Annotated in this window: 22 protein-coding genes; 12 read left to right on the forward strand and 10 right to left on the reverse strand. The window is 63.9% G+C overall.

All coding sequences use genetic code 11. The annotated features are described in order from the left end of the window. The first annotated feature begins 4 nt into the window (after window positions 1–4). Together traD and AT699_RS05470 are read left to right on the forward strand one after the other, a co-directional pair. Window positions 5–2,191 carry a type IV conjugative transfer system coupling protein TraD gene (gene traD / locus AT699_RS05465; RefSeq protein WP_058207228.1) on the forward strand — a complete coding sequence of 729 codons (2,187 nt, stop codon included), beginning with the start codon at window positions 5–7 and terminating at the stop codon, window positions 2,189–2,191. Beyond that, window positions 2,188–2,937 carry a TIGR03747 family integrating conjugative element membrane protein gene (locus tag AT699_RS05470; RefSeq protein ID WP_024067893.1) on the forward strand — a complete coding sequence of 250 codons (750 nt, stop codon included), beginning with the start codon at window positions 2,188–2,190 and terminating at the stop codon, window positions 2,935–2,937. The genes traD and AT699_RS05470 overlap by 4 nt, the downstream gene beginning before the upstream one ends. Window positions 2,938–3,072: 135 nt before the next feature. Here AT699_RS05470 and AT699_RS05475 read toward each other — a convergent pair whose 3' ends face one another. From AT699_RS05475 to AT699_RS05480, 3 genes are read right to left on the reverse strand one after another with little or no spacing between them, the layout of a single operon-like run. Beyond that, window positions 3,073–4,125: a DUF3800 domain-containing protein gene (locus AT699_RS05475; protein ID WP_024067894.1), complete on the reverse strand. Its 1,053-nt coding sequence runs from the start codon at window positions 4,123–4,125 to the stop codon at window positions 3,073–3,075. After that, window positions 4,126–4,272 (reverse strand): hypothetical protein, encoded by a 147-nt coding sequence (locus AT699_RS31445; RefSeq protein ID WP_155523062.1) that lies wholly within the window; start codon window positions 4,270–4,272, stop codon window positions 4,126–4,128. It lies immediately after the preceding gene. Further along, window positions 4,265–4,939, reverse strand: a complete 675-nt coding sequence (locus AT699_RS05480) for a hypothetical protein (RefSeq protein WP_024067895.1) — start codon at window positions 4,937–4,939, stop codon at window positions 4,265–4,267. Before AT699_RS05480 ends, AT699_RS31445 begins: the two co-directional genes overlap by 8 nt. A gap of 106 nt (window positions 4,940–5,045) precedes the next feature. On the opposite strand from AT699_RS05480, the gene AT699_RS05485 reads away from it, so the two are divergent. Further along, the gene (locus tag AT699_RS05485) at window positions 5,046–5,948 is read left to right on the forward strand and encodes a bacteriophage abortive infection AbiH family protein (protein WP_024067896.1); all 903 of its coding nucleotides are present in this window, start codon (window positions 5,046–5,048) and stop codon (window positions 5,946–5,948) included. 41 nt (window positions 5,949–5,989) lie between these two features. Here the strand turns inward: AT699_RS05485 and nucC are convergent, their stop codons facing one another. The 7 genes from nucC to AT699_RS05520 are packed head-to-tail and all read right to left on the reverse strand — an operon-like array spanning window position 5,990 to window position 10,591. Further along, window positions 5,990–6,715 (reverse strand): CBASS effector endonuclease NucC, encoded by a 726-nt coding sequence (gene nucC, locus AT699_RS05490; RefSeq protein ID WP_024067897.1) that lies wholly within the window; start codon window positions 6,713–6,715, stop codon window positions 5,990–5,992. A 36-nt stretch (window positions 6,716–6,751) separates the two neighbouring features. After that, window positions 6,752–7,654 carry a CBASS oligonucleotide cyclase gene (locus tag AT699_RS05495; RefSeq protein WP_024067898.1) on the reverse strand — a complete coding sequence of 301 codons (903 nt, stop codon included), beginning with the start codon at window positions 7,652–7,654 and terminating at the stop codon, window positions 6,752–6,754. Then, the gene (gene cap7, locus AT699_RS05500) at window positions 7,654–8,154 is read right to left on the reverse strand and encodes a type III CBASS phage resistance system CD-NTase-associated protein Cap7 (protein WP_024067899.1); all 501 of its coding nucleotides are present in this window, start codon (window positions 8,152–8,154) and stop codon (window positions 7,654–7,656) included. The genes AT699_RS05495 and cap7 overlap by 1 nt, the downstream gene beginning before the upstream one ends. Next, complete coding sequence (gene cap8, locus AT699_RS05505; protein WP_024067900.1) at window positions 8,151–8,621, reverse strand: type III CBASS phage resistance system CD-NTase-associated protein Cap8; 471 nt, start codon at window positions 8,619–8,621, stop codon at window positions 8,151–8,153. Before cap8 ends, cap7 begins: the two co-directional genes overlap by 4 nt. After that, window positions 8,618–9,532: a CBASS system CD-NTase-associated protein Cap6 gene (gene cap6, locus AT699_RS05510; protein WP_024067901.1), complete on the reverse strand. Its 915-nt coding sequence runs from the start codon at window positions 9,530–9,532 to the stop codon at window positions 8,618–8,620. Before cap6 ends, cap8 begins: the two co-directional genes overlap by 4 nt. Window positions 9,533–9,548: 16 nt before the next feature. Continuing rightward, entirely contained in the window at window positions 9,549–10,124 is a 576-nt protein-coding gene (locus AT699_RS05515; RefSeq protein ID WP_058207229.1) for a PIN domain-containing protein, read from the reverse strand. After that, window positions 10,121–10,591 (reverse strand): helix-turn-helix domain-containing protein, encoded by a 471-nt coding sequence (locus AT699_RS05520; RefSeq protein ID WP_024067903.1) that lies wholly within the window; start codon window positions 10,589–10,591, stop codon window positions 10,121–10,123. Before AT699_RS05520 ends, AT699_RS05515 begins: the two co-directional genes overlap by 4 nt. 202 nt (window positions 10,592–10,793) lie before the next feature. Here AT699_RS05520 and AT699_RS05525 point away from each other — a divergent pair, with 202 nt between their 5' ends. The 9 genes from AT699_RS05525 to AT699_RS05565 are packed head-to-tail and all read left to right on the forward strand — an operon-like array spanning window position 10,794 to window position 18,539. Continuing rightward, window positions 10,794–11,177: an integrative conjugative element protein, RAQPRD family gene (locus AT699_RS05525; RefSeq protein WP_024067904.1), complete on the forward strand. Its 384-nt coding sequence runs from the start codon at window positions 10,794–10,796 to the stop codon at window positions 11,175–11,177. Next, window positions 11,174–11,407, forward strand: coding sequence for a TIGR03758 family integrating conjugative element protein (locus tag AT699_RS05530; RefSeq protein WP_013520781.1), 234 nt, complete (start codon window positions 11,174–11,176; stop codon window positions 11,405–11,407). Before AT699_RS05525 ends, AT699_RS05530 begins: the two co-directional genes overlap by 4 nt. Before the next feature lie 16 nt (window positions 11,408–11,423). Beyond that, on the forward strand, window positions 11,424–11,783 hold the full coding sequence (locus AT699_RS05535; RefSeq protein WP_024067905.1) for a TIGR03745 family integrating conjugative element membrane protein: 360 nt from the start codon (window positions 11,424–11,426) through the stop codon (window positions 11,781–11,783). A gap of 13 nt (window positions 11,784–11,796) precedes the next feature. Beyond that, window positions 11,797–12,195 carry a TIGR03750 family conjugal transfer protein gene (locus AT699_RS05540; RefSeq protein WP_058207559.1) on the forward strand — a complete coding sequence of 133 codons (399 nt, stop codon included), beginning with the start codon at window positions 11,797–11,799 and terminating at the stop codon, window positions 12,193–12,195. Next, the gene (locus AT699_RS05545) at window positions 12,192–12,890 is read left to right on the forward strand and encodes a PFL_4703 family integrating conjugative element protein (RefSeq protein ID WP_024067907.1); all 699 of its coding nucleotides are present in this window, start codon (window positions 12,192–12,194) and stop codon (window positions 12,888–12,890) included. Before AT699_RS05540 ends, AT699_RS05545 begins: the two co-directional genes overlap by 4 nt. Next, window positions 12,887–13,825, forward strand: a complete 939-nt coding sequence (locus tag AT699_RS05550; RefSeq protein ID WP_024067908.1) for a TIGR03749 family integrating conjugative element protein — start codon at window positions 12,887–12,889, stop codon at window positions 13,823–13,825. Before AT699_RS05545 ends, AT699_RS05550 begins: the two co-directional genes overlap by 4 nt. Continuing rightward, the gene (locus AT699_RS05555) at window positions 13,815–15,236 is read left to right on the forward strand and encodes a TIGR03752 family integrating conjugative element protein (protein WP_024067909.1); all 1,422 of its coding nucleotides are present in this window, start codon (window positions 13,815–13,817) and stop codon (window positions 15,234–15,236) included. Before AT699_RS05550 ends, AT699_RS05555 begins: the two co-directional genes overlap by 11 nt. Further along, the gene (locus tag AT699_RS05560; protein ID WP_024067910.1) at window positions 15,217–15,660 is read left to right on the forward strand and encodes a TIGR03751 family conjugal transfer lipoprotein; all 444 of its coding nucleotides are present in this window, start codon (window positions 15,217–15,219) and stop codon (window positions 15,658–15,660) included. Before AT699_RS05555 ends, AT699_RS05560 begins: the two co-directional genes overlap by 20 nt. Then, window positions 15,660–18,539 (forward strand): conjugative transfer ATPase, encoded by a 2,880-nt coding sequence (locus AT699_RS05565; protein ID WP_024067911.1) that lies wholly within the window; start codon window positions 15,660–15,662, stop codon window positions 18,537–18,539. The genes AT699_RS05560 and AT699_RS05565 overlap by 1 nt, the downstream gene beginning before the upstream one ends. The last annotated feature ends 10 nt before the right edge of the window (window positions 18,540–18,549 follow it).

Raw genomic sequence — 18,549 nt, forward strand, 5'->3', positions numbered from 1 at the left:
CACCATGTCGGGGAAACAGCCGGTCGAGGTGCTGCTACGCCCAGCGGTGGAGCTATACACCGTCGCGGCGTGTGCAGGCGCCGCGTTTCTGTCCCTGGTGGCCCCATGGTCGCTCGCGCTGAGTCCGGCCATGGGCGTGGGCAGCGCCATGGCGTTCGGCGCCTACGGTGTACTCCGCTACCGTGATGCCCGCGACATCCTGCGCTACCGGCGCAACATCCGCCGTCTGCCGCGCTACGTGATGACCAGCAAGGACGTGCCGGTCAGCCAGCAGCGGCTTTTCATTGGGCGTGGCTTCCTGTGGGAGCAGAAACATACCCATAGGCTCATGCAGACGTATCGGCCGGAATTCCGCCGCTATGCGGAGCCGACGCCGGGCTACCGTCTGGTACGCAGGCTGGAAGAGCGCTTTGAGTTCGCGCCGTTTCCGCTCTCCCGGCTGTCGAAACTCACCGCCTGGGATGTGCCTTTCAACCCCGTGCGGCCGCTGCCGCCCGTGGGCGGCCTGCCGCGCCTGCACGGCATCGAACCCGACGAGGTGGACGTCAGCCTGCCGCTCGGCGAGCGTGTCGGCCATTCGCTGGTGCTGGGCACGACGCGCGTGGGCAAGACGCGGCTTGCCGAGCTGTTCGTGACCCAGGACATCAGGCGCAAGAACGCTGCCGGCGAACATGAGGTCGTGATCGTCATTGACCCGAAGGGCGACGCGGATCTCTTGAAGAGGATGTACGTGGAAGCCAAGCGCGCAGGCCGCGAAGGCGAGTTCTACATTTTTCATCTGGGCTGGCCGGAAATCAGCGCCCGCTACAACGCCGTGGGTCGCTTTGGCCGCATCTCGGAAGTCGCCACACGCATCGCAGGGCAGCTCTCCGGCGAGGGTAACTCGGCCGCCTTCAGGGAGTTTGCCTGGCGCTTCGTCAATATCATCGCCCGCGCCCTGGTGGAACTGGGGCAGCGCCCGGATTACATGCTGATCCAGCGGCATGTGATCAACATCGACGCGCTGTTTCTGGAATACGCCCAGCACTACTTCGCCAAGACGGAACCCAAGGCCTGGGAAGTGATCGTGCAGATCGAGGCCAAGCTCAACGAGAAGAACATCCCGCGCAACATGATCGGGCGCGAGAAGCGCGTGGTCGCGCTGGAGCAGTACCTCTCCCAGGCACGCAACTACGACCCCGTGCTCGATGGTCTGCGCTCGGCCGTGCGCTACGACAAAACCTACTTCGACAAGATCGTCGCATCGCTCCTGCCCCTGCTGGAGAAGCTGACCAGCGGCAAGATCGCCCAGCTCCTGGCGCCAAACTACTCCGACTTGGCGGACCCCAGACCGATCTTCGACTGGATGCAGATCATAAGGAAGAGAGCGGTGGTCTATGTGGGTCTGGATGCGCTGTCCGACGCCGAGGTCGCCGCCGCCGTCGGCAACTCCATGTTCTCTGACCTGGTATCGGTCGCCGGGCACATCTACAAACACGGCATCGACGATGGTCTGCCTGGCGCATCGGCCGGTACGCGGGTGCCGATCAACGTCCACGCGGATGAATTCAATGAACTCATGGGGGATGAGTTCATCCCCCTCATCAACAAGGGTGGCGGTGCGGGTCTGCAAGTCACGGCCTATACGCAGACGCTCTCGGACATCGAGGCGCGCATCGGCAACAGGGCCAAAGCCGGTCAGGTGATCGGTAACTTCAACAACCTGTTCATGCTGCGGGTCAGGGAGACAGCGACCGCCGAGTTGCTCACCCGACAACTCCCAAAGGTCGAGGTCTACACCACCACCATCGTCTCGGGCGCGACGGACAGCTCGGACATCCGCGGCGCGACGGATTTCACCTCGAATACACAGGACCGCATCAGCATGTCCAGCGTGCCGATGATCGAGCCATCGCACGTCGTTGCCCTGCCCAAAGGGCAGTGTTTCGCGCTGCTGCAGGGCGGTCAGCTCTGGAAGATTCGGATGCCGCTGCCCGCGCCAGACCCGGACGAATTGATGCCGCAGGACTTGCAGCAGCTGGCCAGCTACATGCGCCAGAGCTACACCGACGCGACCCAGTGGTGGGAGTTCACCGGCTCTCCTGCTTTGCAGGACGCAGCCTTGCCGGAGGATCTGCTGGATGATGCAATCACCCAGACGAGTGGCGTCAACGCCGCTGATGGCGCTGCCGACAGCGAGGCCGCTCCATGAGCGATGCCGCCGCCACTGCACGTAAAGAACAGAACCAGCGGCAAGGTCTGATCGTCGGCACCGTCACGCTGCCGTTCCAGCTGCTTGGGGTGCTGATCGGCTCGCTGCTGTTTTCCATCGTGGTCGAGTGCGTGGGCATGCACTTGTTCTGGAAGGACCAGGGCTGGCGGCATTCCCAGCAGATGCTGCAGTACGAGCTGGGGCACCTGTCCAACCACTTCACGCGCAGCGTGGTCGTGCAGGAACCAGGGCGCACGGCACACGAGCTGGTGGATACCGGCTACGAATGGGTGTTCGTCCGCACGGGACTATTGGAACGGATGAGCCAGACCGCCGAACGAGCACGGGCGCCCAGCCATGAGCAGGTGCGGAATTTCCGCTACTGGATCAGCCAGGTCTACGTGTGGGCCGAGAGCTATCTCGTCGCAGCGGCATTCACGACGCTCACGTTCCTTGTTCGCTTGCTGGTTCTGGTGCTCACGCTGCCGCTGATCTTCACCGCGGCGTTCGTGGGTCTGATCGACGGACTGGTGCGGCGGGATGTGCGCCGGTTTGGGGCAGGCCGGGAATCCGGCTTCATCTACCACAGAGCGAAGGCGAGCCTAATGCCGCTGGCCGTACTACCCTGGGTGACGTACTTGGCACTGCCGATCTCGGTCCATCCGTTGGTGATCCTCTTGCCCAGCGCTGCCTTGCTGGGACTGGCTGTAAGCCTGACTGCGGGCAGCTTCAAGAAATACCTATGACGTGACACGGGCCGCACAGCGCTGCAAAGCCGCGTGCGGCTCATCGGTGCTGCCGGGTATCAAGTGCGGCATTCAACGCCGCAACCGCTTCGACACCCGCGTCTCAAACGTGGATGTGTCTTGCTTCCATGCGTGCTATGGCTTGTGGAAGTTCTCTGCGAAGTAGTCAATTACCTGGGACGCCTGCGTCCCCTGGCGGAAGCGCTTCTGCTCCTCGAAGTCGATCGAGGGCAGCATGTGGATCAGTTGATGATCGGCATACAGCGCCATGACCTCCCGGGCGTCCAGCGCCCCGGCGCGTTGTCCCGTGAGCGTGTTCGCCGCCTCGATGACCGCGCCGATCATTACGTCCGTCATCTGCACGGCGGGACTGTTCCGGGAGTCGACCTGCGTTACCGACTGGAGCTTGAGCGGGAGGGTGATGCTGGCGATCTCCGACTGGCGGAACGTGACCACGTCCTCGTGGCGGATGTAGCGCTGCAGCAAGTCGTGATAGGTCAGCAGGTTCTTCGACTGGTCGTGCTCGACACGATACGGACCGTCGGCCATGGCCTCCATCCGGCTGACCAGGGACTGCAGCACCACGAGGGCGGCATCCGTGTTGACGCCGGGCGTGGCGATCGCTCGCAGGCACTCGGGGGCGGCGAACTGCGCCAAGGGCCCCAGCGCTTCCGGTAGTTCCTGCCAGCGCGAGGCGCGCGCAGCCTCGACCAGGTCGGCGAGCGCCGCCGGGCTCTTCTCCTTCACCGCGCGCTGGAAACTCGCCAGCAGGCGGTCGAGAGCGCCCCTCCCGAGCAGCGTTGGCCCGACCGTGTACAGCAGGGATGCCAGCGAGTAGTTCTGCCCGTCCTCGTAGAAGTCCATCCCGCGCTCGTAGTAGAACGGCTCGACGGCATAGTCCAGGAACATCAGCAGCAACAGGTAGCGCTTGTCGCAAACGTAGGTCACGCACTTGTGGTGGCCCAGCAAGTCACGTTGCAGCGCCATCAGGCGGGGGCGGTTGGCCGGCCGTCGCGCCAAGGCCCGGTACTTCAGTTCGTCCGCCTGCAGCTTGGGAAAGTGCTCCCGGATCAGGCGCCTTGCCTCATCGTCTTCGATGGCGATGGCCGTCGCGCCCTGGAACCGCTGCTCGGGATTCAGGAGGTCGAAGCCGGTGTAGCCGCTCTCGTCGATCCGGAAGCATTCCATTCAACTCTTCCCCGGAATGATGGGAACCGTGCCCTCGGCCAGTTCGGTGAAAGAGGCGTGCAGGTCGCCCGCCGGCTCCGGCGTGGCCGATGACGGCGCGGTAGCCGGCTCGTGCTCCGCGACAGGCTGCGGGCGACGCCTAGGCATGGGCGACTTCCTGGACCTCGTCCTCGGCGGCTGCGATGACGCGCTGTGGCACCGAGGCCAGCAGGTCCTGCGGACGCTTGCCGCCAAGAAAGCTGTTCTCGGATCGGAACCAGTAGGCCATGCCCCAGCCGTCCTTGTGGCCGGCGAAGGCCTCGATGACCTTGGCCAGCGACTTCAGCGGACGAAAGTCCGCATCGGCGTCCAGACCGTAGCCCGGAAAGTAGTCGATGCCGCCGTGGCTGATGGCGAAGATCTGGCCTTGCTTCTTCCACTTGTTGGGCTGTGCGCTCGGATTGCGGGTGCTCAATCCTGCCAACTGCGCGATCTGCGCCGCCGTCAGCCAATCGCCGCTCTCCAGCACCGCCTTGCGCGCCTGCACCAGCATGCTCGCTTCCTTCAGCAGCCTGGGCGATGCCGGATTGCGCGGCACCAACACCTCGGCCAGCCGTTCGAGCGATTCGCGATCCTGGCGTTCAAGCAACACCTCGAACATGGACGACGCGACATTGGTGAAGTTCTCCGCCAGCGCCGCGAAGACATTGGGCTTGATGTGGTCGAACGCCACCACCAGCACGCGGTCGGCCTGGGAACGGCCGAGCCGGGCCTGAACTTCTTTGGGCGTGCCCACCAGGGTCGACACGCCGGGGTGGTCCGCAACGACGCTCATGGCCGGTTCCTCGTTGGGTTATTTAGACTATTTTATATTGACATATCGAGCATAACCTTCAACTACCCGGGTTTCCGGGCAACCCAAACACCCAGCGGAGCACACCATGCGTCCCATCACGCTCTACGTCATCGGCAACGGGTTCGACCTCTGGCACGGGATTCCCTCCGGTCTCTGGGACTTCAAGCAGTACGTCCTGGGCGCCGACCGGGATATCTACCGGGAGGTCGAGGACTACCTGCCGGCCGGGGAGGACTGGTGCGACCTGGAGCAGGCCCTGGCCGAGCTGGACGCCGACATGCTGGTCGACAACTTGGGGCACTTCATGGGGTCTTATGGGGCCGAGGACTGGAGTGATTCAGGACACCACGACTTCCAGTACGAAGTCGGCAACGTCGTCGAGCGTCTGTCCACCGGCCTGCGGACGCGCTTTGCCGAATGGATCCGGGCGCTGCCCATCCCCACGCCGGAGACCGCCCCGCGGCGGCTGGCCAGGCTGGACCCCGAGGCGTTGTTTCTGAGTTTCAACTACACGGACACGCTCAGCAGGCTCTATGGGATCGATCCGGCGCGGGTCCTGCACATTCACGGCCGAGCCGATGCGCCAGAAGAGGAACTCGTCCTGGGCCACGCCTGGAATCCCCAGTCCCGCCGCTCGCTGAATGAGCGCGCGGATATCGAAGAGATCGATACGCGCCTGGTCGAGGCCAACAACGCCATTGACGACTACTTCTCGACCACCTTCAAACGCTCCGAGGGGCTGATCGCCCGGCACAGGCCATTCTTCGGGGCGCTGGATACCGTCGAGCACGTGGTCGTGCTGGGCCACTCCCTGTCTCCAGTCGACGCGATTTATTTCCGAACGCTCCTTCACCAACCTGGCGTCGCCGCAGCGCAGTGGACGGTCGCCTGCCGCAACGCGCAAGAGTGGCCCGAGAAGGAACAGCGGCTGATCGACGTGGGACTGCGGCCAGGGGCGTACCGGCCGGTGCCGTGGGACGCGCTGTAAGGCCGCCGGGCAATCTCAAGACATACATCAAGTCCGGTCAGTCACTTCGTCAACCATTGCCCGTAGGCCTCTACGTCGATCATTGGGACCGTCCCGCTGAACTGAAGTTGCGAGATCAACTTGAACAGGAATGCCGTCGCAGGTTTGTTTTCACTGGTGTAACTGTACGCGCCACTGGCTTGGTCGTAGAAAAAGTGCCCGTGGGCGGCGACACATCCGATGTCCAGACGCCCCTCGGCTAGCTCCGCCTTCAGCGCTTTGTCCATGGACGGGCCCAAGGCTGGGCTCCACTCGCTCTCGAACGTGAGCAAACCTCCCAGAATGGGAATCAGCGGCTTCGCAGGATAGGTGCCACCAGCGTGCGGTATGGGCAAACTCGTGCGGTGCAGCCTGCGCACACTGGCGACCTTCTCTTGGGCATACGCCACAAGCCCGGCATCGGCTGTCTGCTTAGCCTCGAACACCGCATACACGCTTTCGGCCGGGATGATCGTCTCGTTCTCGTAGGTGAAGATGAAAGGCGAATATTGCCGGTCGAACACCACCACATCGATCTGCTGACTGAAGTTCCCCAAACTGTCCACCACATGTGCCTTGGCCGCCTGGTACCGCTTGGGAAGATAGGTATCGAGCATGTCGATCCAGACGTTCTCGCTCGCATCACCCTTGGTGCCTGGGTGACCGAAGGTCTTGCGCACCACGGAGAGGCGCTGCTGGATGTCCTCATGCAAGGACGACAGGAGTTGGGAAAGCGACCACTGGGACATGTTGCACCTCGATGGGACGTGTGGCAGCTGATGGAATCAGGATAGTGGGAACTTGGGGCCGAACAGTGCACGCCAGGCACGAAGCGCTTCGATATTGCGACCTCGGCGCGTGTGATCGATCGCGGTGCTTGCGTCCTGGCTCGCCTGAAACAGCAGTTGCTGCGCGCGCTGCTTACGCGCAGCGTCCATATCGTTGCTAATCGCAGGGCCGAGGCCGGCGGGATCCGGCCACTCGTCATGAATACGATCGGCAAGCGTAGCAAAGAACGACTGGATCTCGCGATCGAACGATCCTCCCCATCCGCCGTAAAGACACTCCAGGGCCATAACCTCGATCAGGAACGATGGTTTCACTGGCTTCTGATCACCGTGCTTGGGGTTGTTGTTCCAATACTTCACCATGCGCACGAGACCTTTCCACTCATTGCCATAGGCTTGGTGCGCTGCAGTTGCCTTGGACTTATGGATCTCTGGGTCCGTCTTGATCCACTTTCCGGACGCCGTATCGGGTATCTCATACTGGTCGCCGGTGTCAAATGCGGGCACCGCATCCACGCTGACCACCCGGTAGTCCGTGTTGTCCTCGGCGTCGATATGAACACCGAAGTCCACGTTGATCGATCGCGCCTGTTTGCGCACGGCCGCCTCGCCATATTTCTCCACCAATGCAGCGTGAAAGTCATCCAGCACCACCGATGCGGCCTTGCCGTGGTAGTGCTTCTCCGAGTCCTTCAACACGAAGAAGATGTCGATATCCTTGAGTGGCTTGGTCTTCGTGTATCGGGCGTAGGAGCCGGTCAGGAAGCTGCGCGCAATGCCGAACTTCGTCTGCAGGTAGTCCCGTACCTCGTTCTGGCGCTGTGAGGCATTCTTCTGTTCGCGCTCATTGAGTTCCAGGCGCGACTTGAACTTGCGAAAAGCTTCATCGATCGACAGCATCAGCGTTGCCTCCAATATCCGGCCTGACCCGCCAGGCCACTATGTTCGACAGTCGAGCCCAGGCTCTGCTTGACCATCCCATCCGTCGAGCGATAGCTTCCTTTGCTCCACCCCTCTACGTCAGGCCGCCCGGGCTTGGTATCAAGCATGACCTTGTACTTGGCCTGTGATGGCAGCAGTCCGGCCTTCTTGATCGCGTATTTCAACTGCTCGGTATCCGTCCAGAAGCTGCCGTCGCCATCGGACCATCCATACACGATGTCTATATCCCAACGGGTCACGAGCTTGTCAGTCGACGGGTTGTAAATCTCCAGGACCACCTTGCGCAGATCACCGGTTCCTAGCCATGTCTTGATGGCTCGGGTATTGCTTTCCCAACGATCCGCAAAGTGCTCGGGGTCAAGACCACTGAGCACGATGATGTCTTTCAGGCTCTTGAGGATGTTGTCGGTCACATAGGTAACCGAGTGCGTGTACGAGTAGGTGGCGACGGTGCTCATGACTTGAGAAAACCTCCGAGGTCCAGCGACAAGGCCTGCCCGGCATCGGCCTGCGCCTGCGTGGCAATTCCGTGGCTCAAGTCCCGTGCAACGATGCGAGAACTGTGCTTTTTGAGCGCGGTTTGCACCCAACCAAGCTGCTCCTTCGGACACGGCAGCGAAACTCCCCAGTTTCCCTTCAGCGGTTCGAACCCCAAGACGTCTTCGTTGGCATCATCACCATCGATCGCGTCTTCGTCGAACAGGCAGTAGATCCTGGTTCGTGGTCCATCGCATGTCGCAACGATGGGCGCGCTCTTGGGCGCCTGGTCGGCGATCAAGCTTGCGGCCACGCCCGCCACGGCCCTGAGTTCAGAACGAGCCGTGCCGTCCTTGCCCTGAGTGAGCAGCTCGACAATGGCATCCCACGTCTGCAACGCATCGCGGTGCGGCGAGCTGCGAAACGTCCGGCTGACAACGGTGGTCATTCTTGCTTCCCTCCTTGAAGACGCATTTGCTTGGCTTGTCGCATCGCACTGCGCAAGTGCTCTACGGAAAGCTTGTTCGGGTCGATAGCCACTTGCGGGTCGGCAGCAAGAGCGTTGGCGACGACCTTGCGAATGGCCCGACCATCCAGCCCGACGCACTCGCCAGCGCACGCGTCGAACTGGTGAGCCGAGGAAAGTTTGCCAATCCCGGGGAATGTCTTTGCAAGACCACTCAGGCAGTCCACAAGGATCTGCTTGCATGCATCCTTGCCGGGCAATGGCACCTCTATCACCATGTCGCAACGAGACAGGAAGGCGCTGTCGACGGCCTGTGGGAAGTTGCTGGTGGCCACGAAAAGCAGATGCGGGTGGCGTTCGGCCAACATATCCAACTGCACCAGCACTGCGTCGGTGGCCCGGTGAACATCAACGGGGTTGGCTTCCAGGCTGAGCTTGGCTCGATCAGCCGCGAGCGTCTCGACCTCGTCCAGAAGTACGATCGTCGGCCCCGTCGCTGCGGATTCTGCGATCGACTGCGAGAACAGGTCTGCCACGGTGCGCTGTGTCTTGCCCATCGCAGAGCTCGTTAGCGTGTGAGGCTCCACTTCCAGCAATCGGAACTTTGCCGAGGAGAACGATTCGGCCACGCGATGCGCCAGCCCCCTTGCCAAAGAGGTCTTTCCAGTCCCCGGCGGGCCGACCAGCAAAATCACGCCATGCAGGGGAAGTACCGTGCGATCCACCTTGGGGCGCACCGTGAAGTTGACGATCGCTTGTGACAGCAACTGCTTCTTGAGGGCTTCGTCCATCACGATCGAATCCCACAAGTCACCCAGCGACTTGTTCGGCAGCTTCCAGCTTCGATGGATGCCTTTCGGCAAAGTAACGTCTGATGGAGGATTCTTGGTCATTCGTGTCACTCGGCGGTCAGAGGATGGTGCGATAGGTCGCCAGCACTTTGGTCGTTTGCACCAAGCCTTGGCGAAGCAGGATTTCGAGAAAGCAGTCCACGTCGATTGGCGGATGCTTGAGCTGGGCACGCTGGCGCTGCGCTGCTGACACGACGGCGGCCGCATCCAGATCCAGCAGGTTGTCCACGAACTCGTCGGGGTGCTGCGCTTCGATACCGTACGCAGCCAGCAGCTCGTTCGGGAAATCTCGTTCGTTGAACGTCACGATCACGCTCGCACCACAGCGGATCGCCGCAGCCAGGACGTGCCGATCGTCCGGATCGGGCAATGTCAGGCCTGCCACGAGCTCTTCATATCCCTCCACCACGCCGTCCGGAATGGCCCTGTCCATGAGATCGGACGTCCTGTCGACCTGCGCCCGGTTGAGATCGGGTCGTTTGATCAACAGGTTGCGTTTCCACTCCTCATGGATGGCTTGACTCCACCGCGCCCTGAAGCGGCCGGACAGGCCGAGCCACATCAGGAAGTCCCGCAGTGGCGCGGGATACAAAACGCATGCGTCGTAGACGGCTGTGAAGGGGGAATGCCTCATTCGTACCCCATTCCCAACTCTTGCGACTGCTGAGCGAGTTCGGCCATCGCCTGCTCACTGGCGCGCTCGCGCGCTTCCTTGTACTGCATCAGATCGGCGAACCTCACCCTGCGGTGCTTGCCGGTCCGGTGAAATGCCAACACTCCATCCTCGAGCAGCTTGACTAAATGGGGGCGGGACACGTTGAGCAGATCGGCTGCCTCCTGTGTCGTCAGCTCTGCGTGAACGGGCACCACCTTCACGGCGTTGCCATCGGCCAGTTCAGCCAGGATGTCGACAAGCAGGCGCAAAGCCGAGGTGGGCAGCTCCACCTGATGCGCCTGCTTGTGGTCGTCAAAGATCTGAATGTGCTGCGTCTCGAACTGGGTTGCCAGATAGGCCGCCAAGGCACGTTGACCCTGAACGGCGGCCTTCACCTCTGCCGCAGCGGGAAGGGTCATCTTGGATTGGGCAGCGGTGGTGGTCATGGGTAGCTCCTAGCGAAAACGAGTTGCAGGCCCAATCTTATTCGAAATACTCGAAAAACGCAATAATCGAAAAGCGGTCTGAGCTTCCGTCGCCCTCCTGTCTGCTCCGGAATCCGGGCATGGCCAGGTTCCTATTGTTTGCGGCCTAAACCCAACTCGTTCTCCACGATCGAGCCATTGCTGATCACACAGGAATGGCGCGATGTTGGCTTCAACCTGGCAGCGCGCCGCGCATCGCGGCGTGCCCACTTTTCTCGTGACGGCCCTCCTGCTGGGCCAGTCCCCGATGGCGTTGGCCGAATCCCCGGCACAGCGTCAGGAGCTGGTGGCCGCGCTGCGCCAGCTCGCCGCGCTGGAGCGCACAGTCGCCGACAGCGCCGCGCATACCCCCATCCAGCCAGGCGAGCGCTACCACTTCGACTATCCGCGGCTGCTGGCTGACCTGGCGCGTGTGCGCTCCGGCATCCAGGCCCATCTCACACCGTCGCGCGCCCAGCCGCGAGACCCCTCCGAACTGTCCGGCGACTACCGCACCGAGCGAGCCACCGAGCCATCGCCGCCGCCGACTGCGGAGGCCAAGCCATGAACGGTGCCCAGGTCTCGGCATTTCAAGCCAACAGCGGCATCGCGCCTTCGGCGATGGCGACCGTCCTGGTCGGCGTCGTGTTCGCAGTCCTGCTCGTCTGGGGCGTCTGGGCCATCCGAACGGCCTACGTGGGGTGGTCCGAGAGCCGCCTCAACCAGCGCCAGTTTCTCGGCGTCTGCATCCGCTTCGTCGCGATGTACCTCGTCCTGACTTTCTTCCTCCTCTCCTGATCTGAAAGGACTGACTATGCAAAGCCACATCCTCACTTCCCGCCTCGCCCAGCGCGCCGCCATGGCCCTGGGCACCGCAACGCTGCCCGCGCTCTCGCTCGCGCAGGGCCTGCCGCAGTTGGAGAACCCCACCCGGGGCACCGGCAACGGCATCATGGAGACGATCCGCAACTATGGCTACGACATCGTCATGCTCGTGGCGCTGCTGGTGGTGGCCTCCATGTTCATCGGCGTGTGCTACCACGCCTATGGCACCTATGCGGAAATCCACACCGGCCGCAAGACGTGGGGCCAGTTCGGCCTCACGGTCGCCGTCGGCGCTGTCCTGCTCGTGATCGGCATCTGGCTGCTCACCGAAGCCACCGGCATCCTGTAAGCAGGTGCAGGCCATGTCCGAGCACCAGCACATCCGCGCGGACGGGACGGTCACGTTCTTGCCGCACCGGCTCAACCGCCATCCGGTGGTTGTGCGCGGCCTGACCGCGGACGAACTATGGATCTGCTGCGGCTTGTGTGGTGTCGCAGGCCTGCTGATCGGCGTGCCGCTGTCGTGGGTGTTCCGCACCATCGCGCTGGCGCCCACATTCGTTGTCCTGGGCGTAGCCCTGGGCGTGTTTGTGGGCGGTGGCATCCTGCGCCGTCTCAAACGCGGCAGGCCCGACACCTGGTTGTACCGGCAATTGCAGTGGCGCATTGCCACGCTCCAACCCTTGATGGCCGGCTGGGTGGGCGGCCACGTCCTGGTATCGCGTTCGGGCTTCTGGTCCACCCGGAGGGCGACGCGATGAGCCGCTTCAAGAACGAGATCGCTCACCTGCAAGCGCACATCAAGACGCTGCGCCTGGGCGCTGGCGCGCTGGCCGTCTTGGCCCTGGTGATGGGCGGCGGCTGGTGGAGCGCACCGAGCGACCTGACCATCCACGTCCCACCCGACCTGCGCTCGGGCAGTACGCGCAAATGGTGGGAAGTGCCACCCGAGTCGGTCTATGCCTTCACGTTCTACGTGTTCCAGCAGTTGAACCGCTGGCCGACGAACGGTGAGGAAGACTACTCGCGCAACCTGCATGCACTCTCGCCGTATCTGACACCCGCCTGCCATGCGTTCCTGCGGGCCGATTACGACTACCGGCGCAGTACGGGCGAGCTGCGGCAGCGCGTGCGGGGAATTTATGAAATTCCCGGCCGTGGCTATGGCGACGACCCCACGGCGCGCGTGCGCACCGTATCCGACCGGGATTGGGTGGTGACGCTGGATATCAGCGCGGACGAGTACTACGGCGCCGAGCAGGTCAAGCGCGCCCTGGTGCGCTACCCCATCAAGGTGACGCGCATCGACGTCGATCCCGCGCGCAATCCCTTCGGCCTGGCGCTCGACTGCTACGACGGCACGCCCCAGCGCATCAGCACACCGGCGCCGGAACGCCCGGCGACGGCCCCTGGCGGCCTGGGAGCGCAGGCGTCTCAAGGAGGAACCTCCCCATGAAGCATCACGCATTCGCCTTGCTGGGGCTGATCGCCGTGACGATGGCACCTACCGCCCAGGCCGTGGAAATCCTGCGCTGGGAGCGCATGCCGCTGGCTGTGCCGCTGCAGGTCGGCCAAGAGCGCATCGTGTTCATCGACCGCAACGTCCGCGTGGGCGTGCCGGCCGGGGTTGGCGAGCGCCTGCGCGTGCAAAGCGCAGGCGGCGCGGTCTACCTGCGTGCGAGCGAGCCGATCGAGCCCACGCGGCTGCAATTGCAAGATGCCGACACCGGCGCGCTGATCCTGCTGGACATCGCCGCCGAGCCTGCCAAGGACGGTGAGCCGGCATTGGAGCCCGTGCGGATCGTCGAAGGCGCCACCACGCCCGCGCCGCGCTATGGCGATCAGACGGCAGGTGCCGACGAGACGCCAGTGCGGTCTGATGCCTCGGGGATCGCCCGAGCCGCCCGCCGTGAAACCCCGCTCCCCGTTGTGCTGACACGCTTTGCCGCGCAGAACCTCTATGCGCCGTTGCGCACTGTGGAGCCGCTGCCGGGCGTCGCGCGGGTCAACCTGCGCCGCGACCTGGAACTCGGCACGCTGATGCCGACGCTGCCGGTGAGTGCCGTCGCGCTCGCCTCGTGGCGGCTGGAAGACCAGTGGGTGACCGCCGTGCGGCTGACCAACGACAGCAGCGGCTGGGTCACGCTCGACCCGCGCGTGCTGCAAGGCGATTTTCTGACCGCCACCTTCCAGCATGAGGCGCTCGGCCCACGAGGGACACCGGAGGACACCACGGTCCTTTACCTGGTGACGCGCGGCCGTGGCCTGGCGCAATCGCTGCTGCCGGCGATCCACCGCTTCGACCCGGCTGCACATCTGCCACAGCCGGAAACAGAGGCCCGGGCTGTCGAGGGCAGCGAGGACAGCAAGGAGGCCGGCCATGCGCAGTAACGGACTTCTGAAGTGGTTGATGATCCCCGTGGCCCTGGTGGTGCTGTTCGTCGGCATCCGTCTGTTCTCGGGCGGCAGTTCCTCGGCGCCGTCGCAGGCCGTTGCGGGAAGCCAGCTCACGCCAGAGGAGATGAAGGCGCTGGGCATCGAGGGCGATACCCCGCGCGACACCGTGGCGACGCTCGTGGCCCAAGTGAAGCAGTTACGCACCGAGCTTCAGACCGCGCTCTCGGACAACAAGTCCCAGCGAGAAGAAAACCAGCGCCTGCGCCAGCGCGAGAACGCGATCGACCAGCGCATCAATTCGGCGCTGGAGGCCGAACGCGCCAACCTGCGCCGTGACCAGGAACAAGCCGCCAGTGCGCGCCAGCAGACCGAGGGGCTGCTGGCCGACCTGCAGCGCCGCCTGGACAGCATCGGCGGGCGCGATGGCGGCCATGCCGACCTGCCGGTCGGTCTCGGTTTACGCGATGGCGATGAGGCCGGCATGGAGGGTGGCGTGCGCTGGGTGGAGCCGGACGACGCAAAGAAGGCCGAGGGTCGCTCAGGCGCCAACGGCGGCTTGAGCTTCCCGACCAGCTTCGGGCCTGCGCAACGCACGCTGGAAACCACGGCAGAGACCGTGGTCAATGCCGGGGCGCGGGCTGCCGGGGTCAAGAGTGCCACGCCTGTCTATACCGTGCCGACGAACTCCACGCTGATGGGATCCGTGGCGATGACGGCCCTCATCGGTCGCGTGCCTGTAGACGGCACCGTGAACGATCCGTATCCGTTCAAAGTGCTGGTCGGCCCGGACAACCTCACCGCAAACGGCATCGACATCCCCGACGTCGCCGGCGCGGTGTTTTCCGGCACCGCCTCCGGCGACTGGACGCTTTCTTGCGTGCGCGGCCAGGTGCGCAGCATCACCTTCGTCTTCCACGACGGGACGATTCGCACCATCCCCGATGACGGCAACGGCAACCAGCAGAACAGTCAGCAGCAGAACTCCCAAACCGGGGGGCTGGGCTGGATCAGCGATCCCTACGGCATTCCGTGCGTCAGCGGCGAGCGGCGCAGCAACGCCCAGCAGTACCTCGGCTCGCAGGCCCTGATCACCGCGGCCGGTGCCGGCGTGGCCTCTTTGATCGACAGCGACAGCGGCCAGATGTCCTATGTGGGTGCGGACGGCTCCATCGGCAGCGTTGGCATCTCGGGCAATGAGGCCATGGGCCGCATTCTGGCCGGTGGTGTGCGCGACATGGCCGATTGGGTCAACAAGTTGTATGGCCAGGCGTTCGCCGCCGTCTATGTGCAGCCCGGCGCCAAGGTCGCCGTCCATCTCGAAAAACCACTCGCCATCGACTTCGATCCCGAAGGCCGCAAGGTCGATCACCGCGCAGGAGAAAGCCATGCTCTCGAACTTGACTAAGACACTCGCGCTGGTCGTGGCCGTTGCGCTGCTCGGCGGCTGCGCCACCAGCAAGGAAAAGCTGCTGCCACACGGCGATAACACGATGATGGACATCTGGAACCAGAACGCCGGGGACGGCGCTATCGGCGGTGCGGGCCAGGTGGCGCGCCGCCAGTTGCTCGATGCGCGCCAGAGCCTGCGCCGGCCGCTCACCGATGCGGATGTGCAGGCCGCACCAGCCGAGCAGATGCGTTACACGCGCACCGCACGCAACGAGATCCACCGCCAGTTCCTGCGCCTGCCGAACCCCGACCTGGTGATGTACGTGTATCCGCACCTGGCTGGCACCGACCCCGTTCCGGTGCCGGGCTATACGACCGTCTTCCCCCTGTACCAGCGCGTGCAGTACGCCATGCCGGGCGAGCGCGTGGAGGACTACTGATGCGCGTGAAACTCCCATGGCTCAAGCTCGCCGCTGTCAGCACCGGGGACGACGAACAGGCCGATGGCTGGCAGCGCCATGTCGAAGCCTTGCGGCAGGCGGGTATTCCCGAGCCTGGCACGGCGGTTCAGGGGCGCAAGCCAGCGACCGTGGCTGAAGAGCAGGCGTTGTATGACGTCGCGCCGTCCTTTGTCGAACTGCTGCCCTGGGTCGAGTTCCTTCCTGAGTCGAAATCCATGCTGCTGGAAGACGGCCAGTCCGTCGCCGCCTTCTTCGAGCTGGTGCCGCTGGGCACCGAGGGCCGCGAGCCGGCCTGGCTGGCGCAGGCTCGCGATGCGCTGGAGAACGCGCTCCAGGACAGCTTCGACGAGCTGGATGACAATCCCTGGGTCGTGCAGTTGTATGCCCAGGACGAGCCCAGCTTCGACCACTACATGCAGACCCTGCGCGACTACGTGCAGCCGCGCGCCCGTGGCACGGCGTTCACGGAGTTTTACCTGCGCTTCTTCAGTCATCACTTGCGCGCAGTGGCCAAGCCTGGCGGCCTGTTCGAGGACACGGTGGTCACGCGCCTGCGCTGGCGCGGCCAGACGCGGCGGGTGCGGATGGTGGTCTACCGCCGCGCCGCCGGCCAGGCCAGCCGACGCGGCCAAACACCGGAGCAAATGCTGAGCATTGTGTGCGACCGTCTGTGCGGCGGCCTGGCGAACGCCGGCATCCAGGCGCGGCGCATGGATGCTGCCGATGTGCACGACTGGCTGCTGCGCTGGTTCAATCCCCGTCCTACGCTACTCGGCCCTGGAGCGGAAGCCCGGGAGCGCTTCTACGCATTGGCGGGCTACCCTGAGGAAACGGAAGCCGACGAGATCGAACTGGCGAGCGGACGGGACTTCAGCCAGAGGCTGTTCTTCAGCCAGCCGCGCTCCGACGTGGCGCACGGAACCTGGCACTTCGACGGTATGCCGCACCGGGTGCTGGTCACAGACCGGCTGCGCATGCCGCCCGGCACCGGCCACCTGACCGGCGAAACCCGCAAGGGCGATGCCATCAACACGCTGTTCGATCAGATGCCGGAAGACACGGTGATGTCCCTGACGATGGTCGTCACGCCGCAGGACGTTCTCGAATCGGATCTGAACCACCTGGCGAAGAAGGCCGTGGGCGAAACCCTGGCGTCCGAGCAGACGCTCAGGGACGTGCAGGAGGCCCGATCGCTCATCGGCAGCGCCCACAAGCTCTATCGCGGCACGCTGGCGTTTTACCTGCGAGGGCGCGACGAAGCCGAGTTGGACCGGCGGGGTCTGGACCTGGCCACCGTCATGCTCAACGCCGGCCTGCAGCCGGTGCGCGAAGACGACGAAGTGGCTCCGCTCAACAGCTATCTGCGCTGGTTGCCGTGCTGCTACAACCCCGGCCAGGATCTGCGCAAGTGGTACACGCAATTGATGTTCGCGCAGCACGTCGCGAACCTGTCGCCGGTGTGGGGGCGCGCCCAGGGTACAGGGCATCCCGGCATCACGATGTTCAATCGCGGTGGCGGAACGATTACCTTCGATCCGCTGAACAGGCTGGATCGGCAGATGAATGCCCACCTGTTCCTGTTCGGCCCGACCGGCTCGGGCAAGTCCGCCACGCTCAACAACCTGCTCAACCAGGTTACGGCGATCTACCGGCCACGCCTCTTCATTGTCGAAGCCGGGAACAGCTTCGGCTTGTTCAGCGAATTCGCCCGCAAGCTCGGCCTCACGGTCAACCGCGTCAAGCTGGCGCCCGGCTCGGGCATCACCCTGGCGCCGTTCGCGGACGCACGCCGGCTGATCGAAACGCCCAGCGCCGTGCAGACGCTCGACGCCGACGCGCTGGATGACGACCAACCACCGCAAGCTGCAGCCGCCGAGGCGGACGAGCAGCGCGACGTTCTGGGCGAACTGGAGATCACCGCGCGGCTGATGATCACCGGCGGCGAAGAGAAGGAAGAAGCTCGCATGACGCGGGCCGACCGCTCGCTGATCCGCCAGTGCATCCTCGAAGCGGCTCAGCGCTGCCACGGCGAAGGCGGCGAGAGCCGCACGGTGCTCACGCGCGATGTGCGCGATGCGCTGCGCACTCGCGGCCAGGACCCCACGCTGCCCGAAATGCGACGCGTGCGACTGCTGGAGATGGCGGACGCGATGGATATGTTCTGCCAAGGCAGCGACGGCGAGATGTTCGATCGGCCTGGCACCCCGTGGCCGGAGGCTGACATCACCCTGGTCGATCTGGCGACCTACGCCCGTGAGGGCTACAACGCGCAGTTGTCGATCGCCTACATCTCGCTCATCAGCACCGTCAACAACATCGCCGAACGCGATCAATACCTTGGCCGCCCAATCATCAATGTGACCGACGAAGGTCACATCATCACAAAAAATCCGCTGCTCGCGCCCTACGTGGTCAAGATCACCAAGATGTGGCGCAAGTTGGGGGCCTGGTTCTGGCTCGCCACGCAGAACATTGACGACCTGCCGCGCGCCGCGGAACCCATGCTATCTATGATCGAATGGTGGGTATGCCTTTCAATGCCACCCGATGAGGTCGAGAAGATCGCGCGCTTTCGCGAGCTAACGCCCGCGCAGAAGGCGCTGATGCTGTCGGCACGCAAGGAGGCTGGGAAGTTCACCGAGGGTGTCATCCTCTCCAAGAGCATGGAAGTGCTGTTCCGGGCTGTGCCGCCCAGCCTGTATCTCGCGCTCGCGCAAACTGAGCCCGAAGAGAAGGCCGAGCGCTATCAGCTCATGCAGCAGTATGGCATCAGCGAATTGGACGCAGCGTTCAAGGTGGCCGAGAAGATCGACCAGGCGCGCGGCATCGAGTCGCCGGCATTGAACCTGCCTCAATGACTATCGGAGA

Source organism: Achromobacter xylosoxidans (assembly GCF_001457475.1).
GTDB lineage: Bacteria > Pseudomonadota > Gammaproteobacteria > Burkholderiales > Burkholderiaceae_B > Achromobacter > Achromobacter xylosoxidans.

Coding starts and splice junctions, on each gene's coding strand:
- AT699_RS05550 (WP_024067908.1), top strand. CDS start 12,887: ATGAAGCATCACGCATTCGCCTTGCTGGGGCTGATCGCCGTGACGATG.
- cap8 (WP_024067900.1), bottom strand. CDS start 8,621: ATGACCACCGTTGTCAGCCGGACGTTTCGCAGCTCGCCGCACCGCGAT.
- AT699_RS05560 (WP_024067910.1), top strand. CDS start 15,217: ATGCTCTCGAACTTGACTAAGACACTCGCGCTGGTCGTGGCCGTTGCG.
- AT699_RS05470 (WP_024067893.1), top strand. CDS start 2,188: ATGAGCGATGCCGCCGCCACTGCACGTAAAGAACAGAACCAGCGGCAA.
- AT699_RS05530 (WP_013520781.1), top strand. CDS start 11,174: ATGAACGGTGCCCAGGTCTCGGCATTTCAAGCCAACAGCGGCATCGCG.
- AT699_RS05555 (WP_024067909.1), top strand. CDS start 13,815: ATGCGCAGTAACGGACTTCTGAAGTGGTTGATGATCCCCGTGGCCCTG.
- AT699_RS05535 (WP_024067905.1), top strand. CDS start 11,424: ATGCAAAGCCACATCCTCACTTCCCGCCTCGCCCAGCGCGCCGCCATG.
- AT699_RS05480 (WP_024067895.1), bottom strand. CDS start 4,939: ATGAGCGTCGTTGCGGACCACCCCGGCGTGTCGACCCTGGTGGGCACG.
- traD (WP_058207228.1), top strand. CDS start 5: ATGTCGGGGAAACAGCCGGTCGAGGTGCTGCTACGCCCAGCGGTGGAG.
- AT699_RS05525 (WP_024067904.1), top strand. CDS start 10,794: ATGTTGGCTTCAACCTGGCAGCGCGCCGCGCATCGCGGCGTGCCCACT.
- AT699_RS05475 (WP_024067894.1), bottom strand. CDS start 4,125: ATGGAATGCTTCCGGATCGACGAGAGCGGCTACACCGGCTTCGACCTC.
- AT699_RS05515 (WP_058207229.1), bottom strand. CDS start 10,124: ATGAGGCATTCCCCCTTCACAGCCGTCTACGACGCATGCGTTTTGTAT.
- AT699_RS05485 (WP_024067896.1), top strand. CDS start 5,046: ATGCGTCCCATCACGCTCTACGTCATCGGCAACGGGTTCGACCTCTGG.
- AT699_RS05540 (WP_058207559.1), top strand. CDS start 11,797: ATGTCCGAGCACCAGCACATCCGCGCGGACGGGACGGTCACGTTCTTG.
- AT699_RS05520 (WP_024067903.1), bottom strand. CDS start 10,591: ATGACCACCACCGCTGCCCAATCCAAGATGACCCTTCCCGCTGCGGCA.
- cap6 (WP_024067901.1), bottom strand. CDS start 9,532: ATGACCAAGAATCCTCCATCAGACGTTACTTTGCCGAAAGGCATCCAT.
- cap7 (WP_024067899.1), bottom strand. CDS start 8,154: ATGAGCACCGTCGCCACCTACTCGTACACGCACTCGGTTACCTATGTG.
- AT699_RS31445 (WP_155523062.1), bottom strand. CDS start 4,272: ATGCCTAGGCGTCGCCCGCAGCCTGTCGCGGAGCACGAGCCGGCTACC.
- nucC (WP_024067897.1), bottom strand. CDS start 6,715: ATGTCCCAGTGGTCGCTTTCCCAACTCCTGTCGTCCTTGCATGAGGAC.
- AT699_RS05545 (WP_024067907.1), top strand. CDS start 12,192: ATGAGCCGCTTCAAGAACGAGATCGCTCACCTGCAAGCGCACATCAAG.
- AT699_RS05565 (WP_024067911.1), top strand. CDS start 15,660: ATGCGCGTGAAACTCCCATGGCTCAAGCTCGCCGCTGTCAGCACCGGG.
- AT699_RS05495 (WP_024067898.1), bottom strand. CDS start 7,654: ATGCTGTCGATCGATGAAGCTTTTCGCAAGTTCAAGTCGCGCCTGGAA.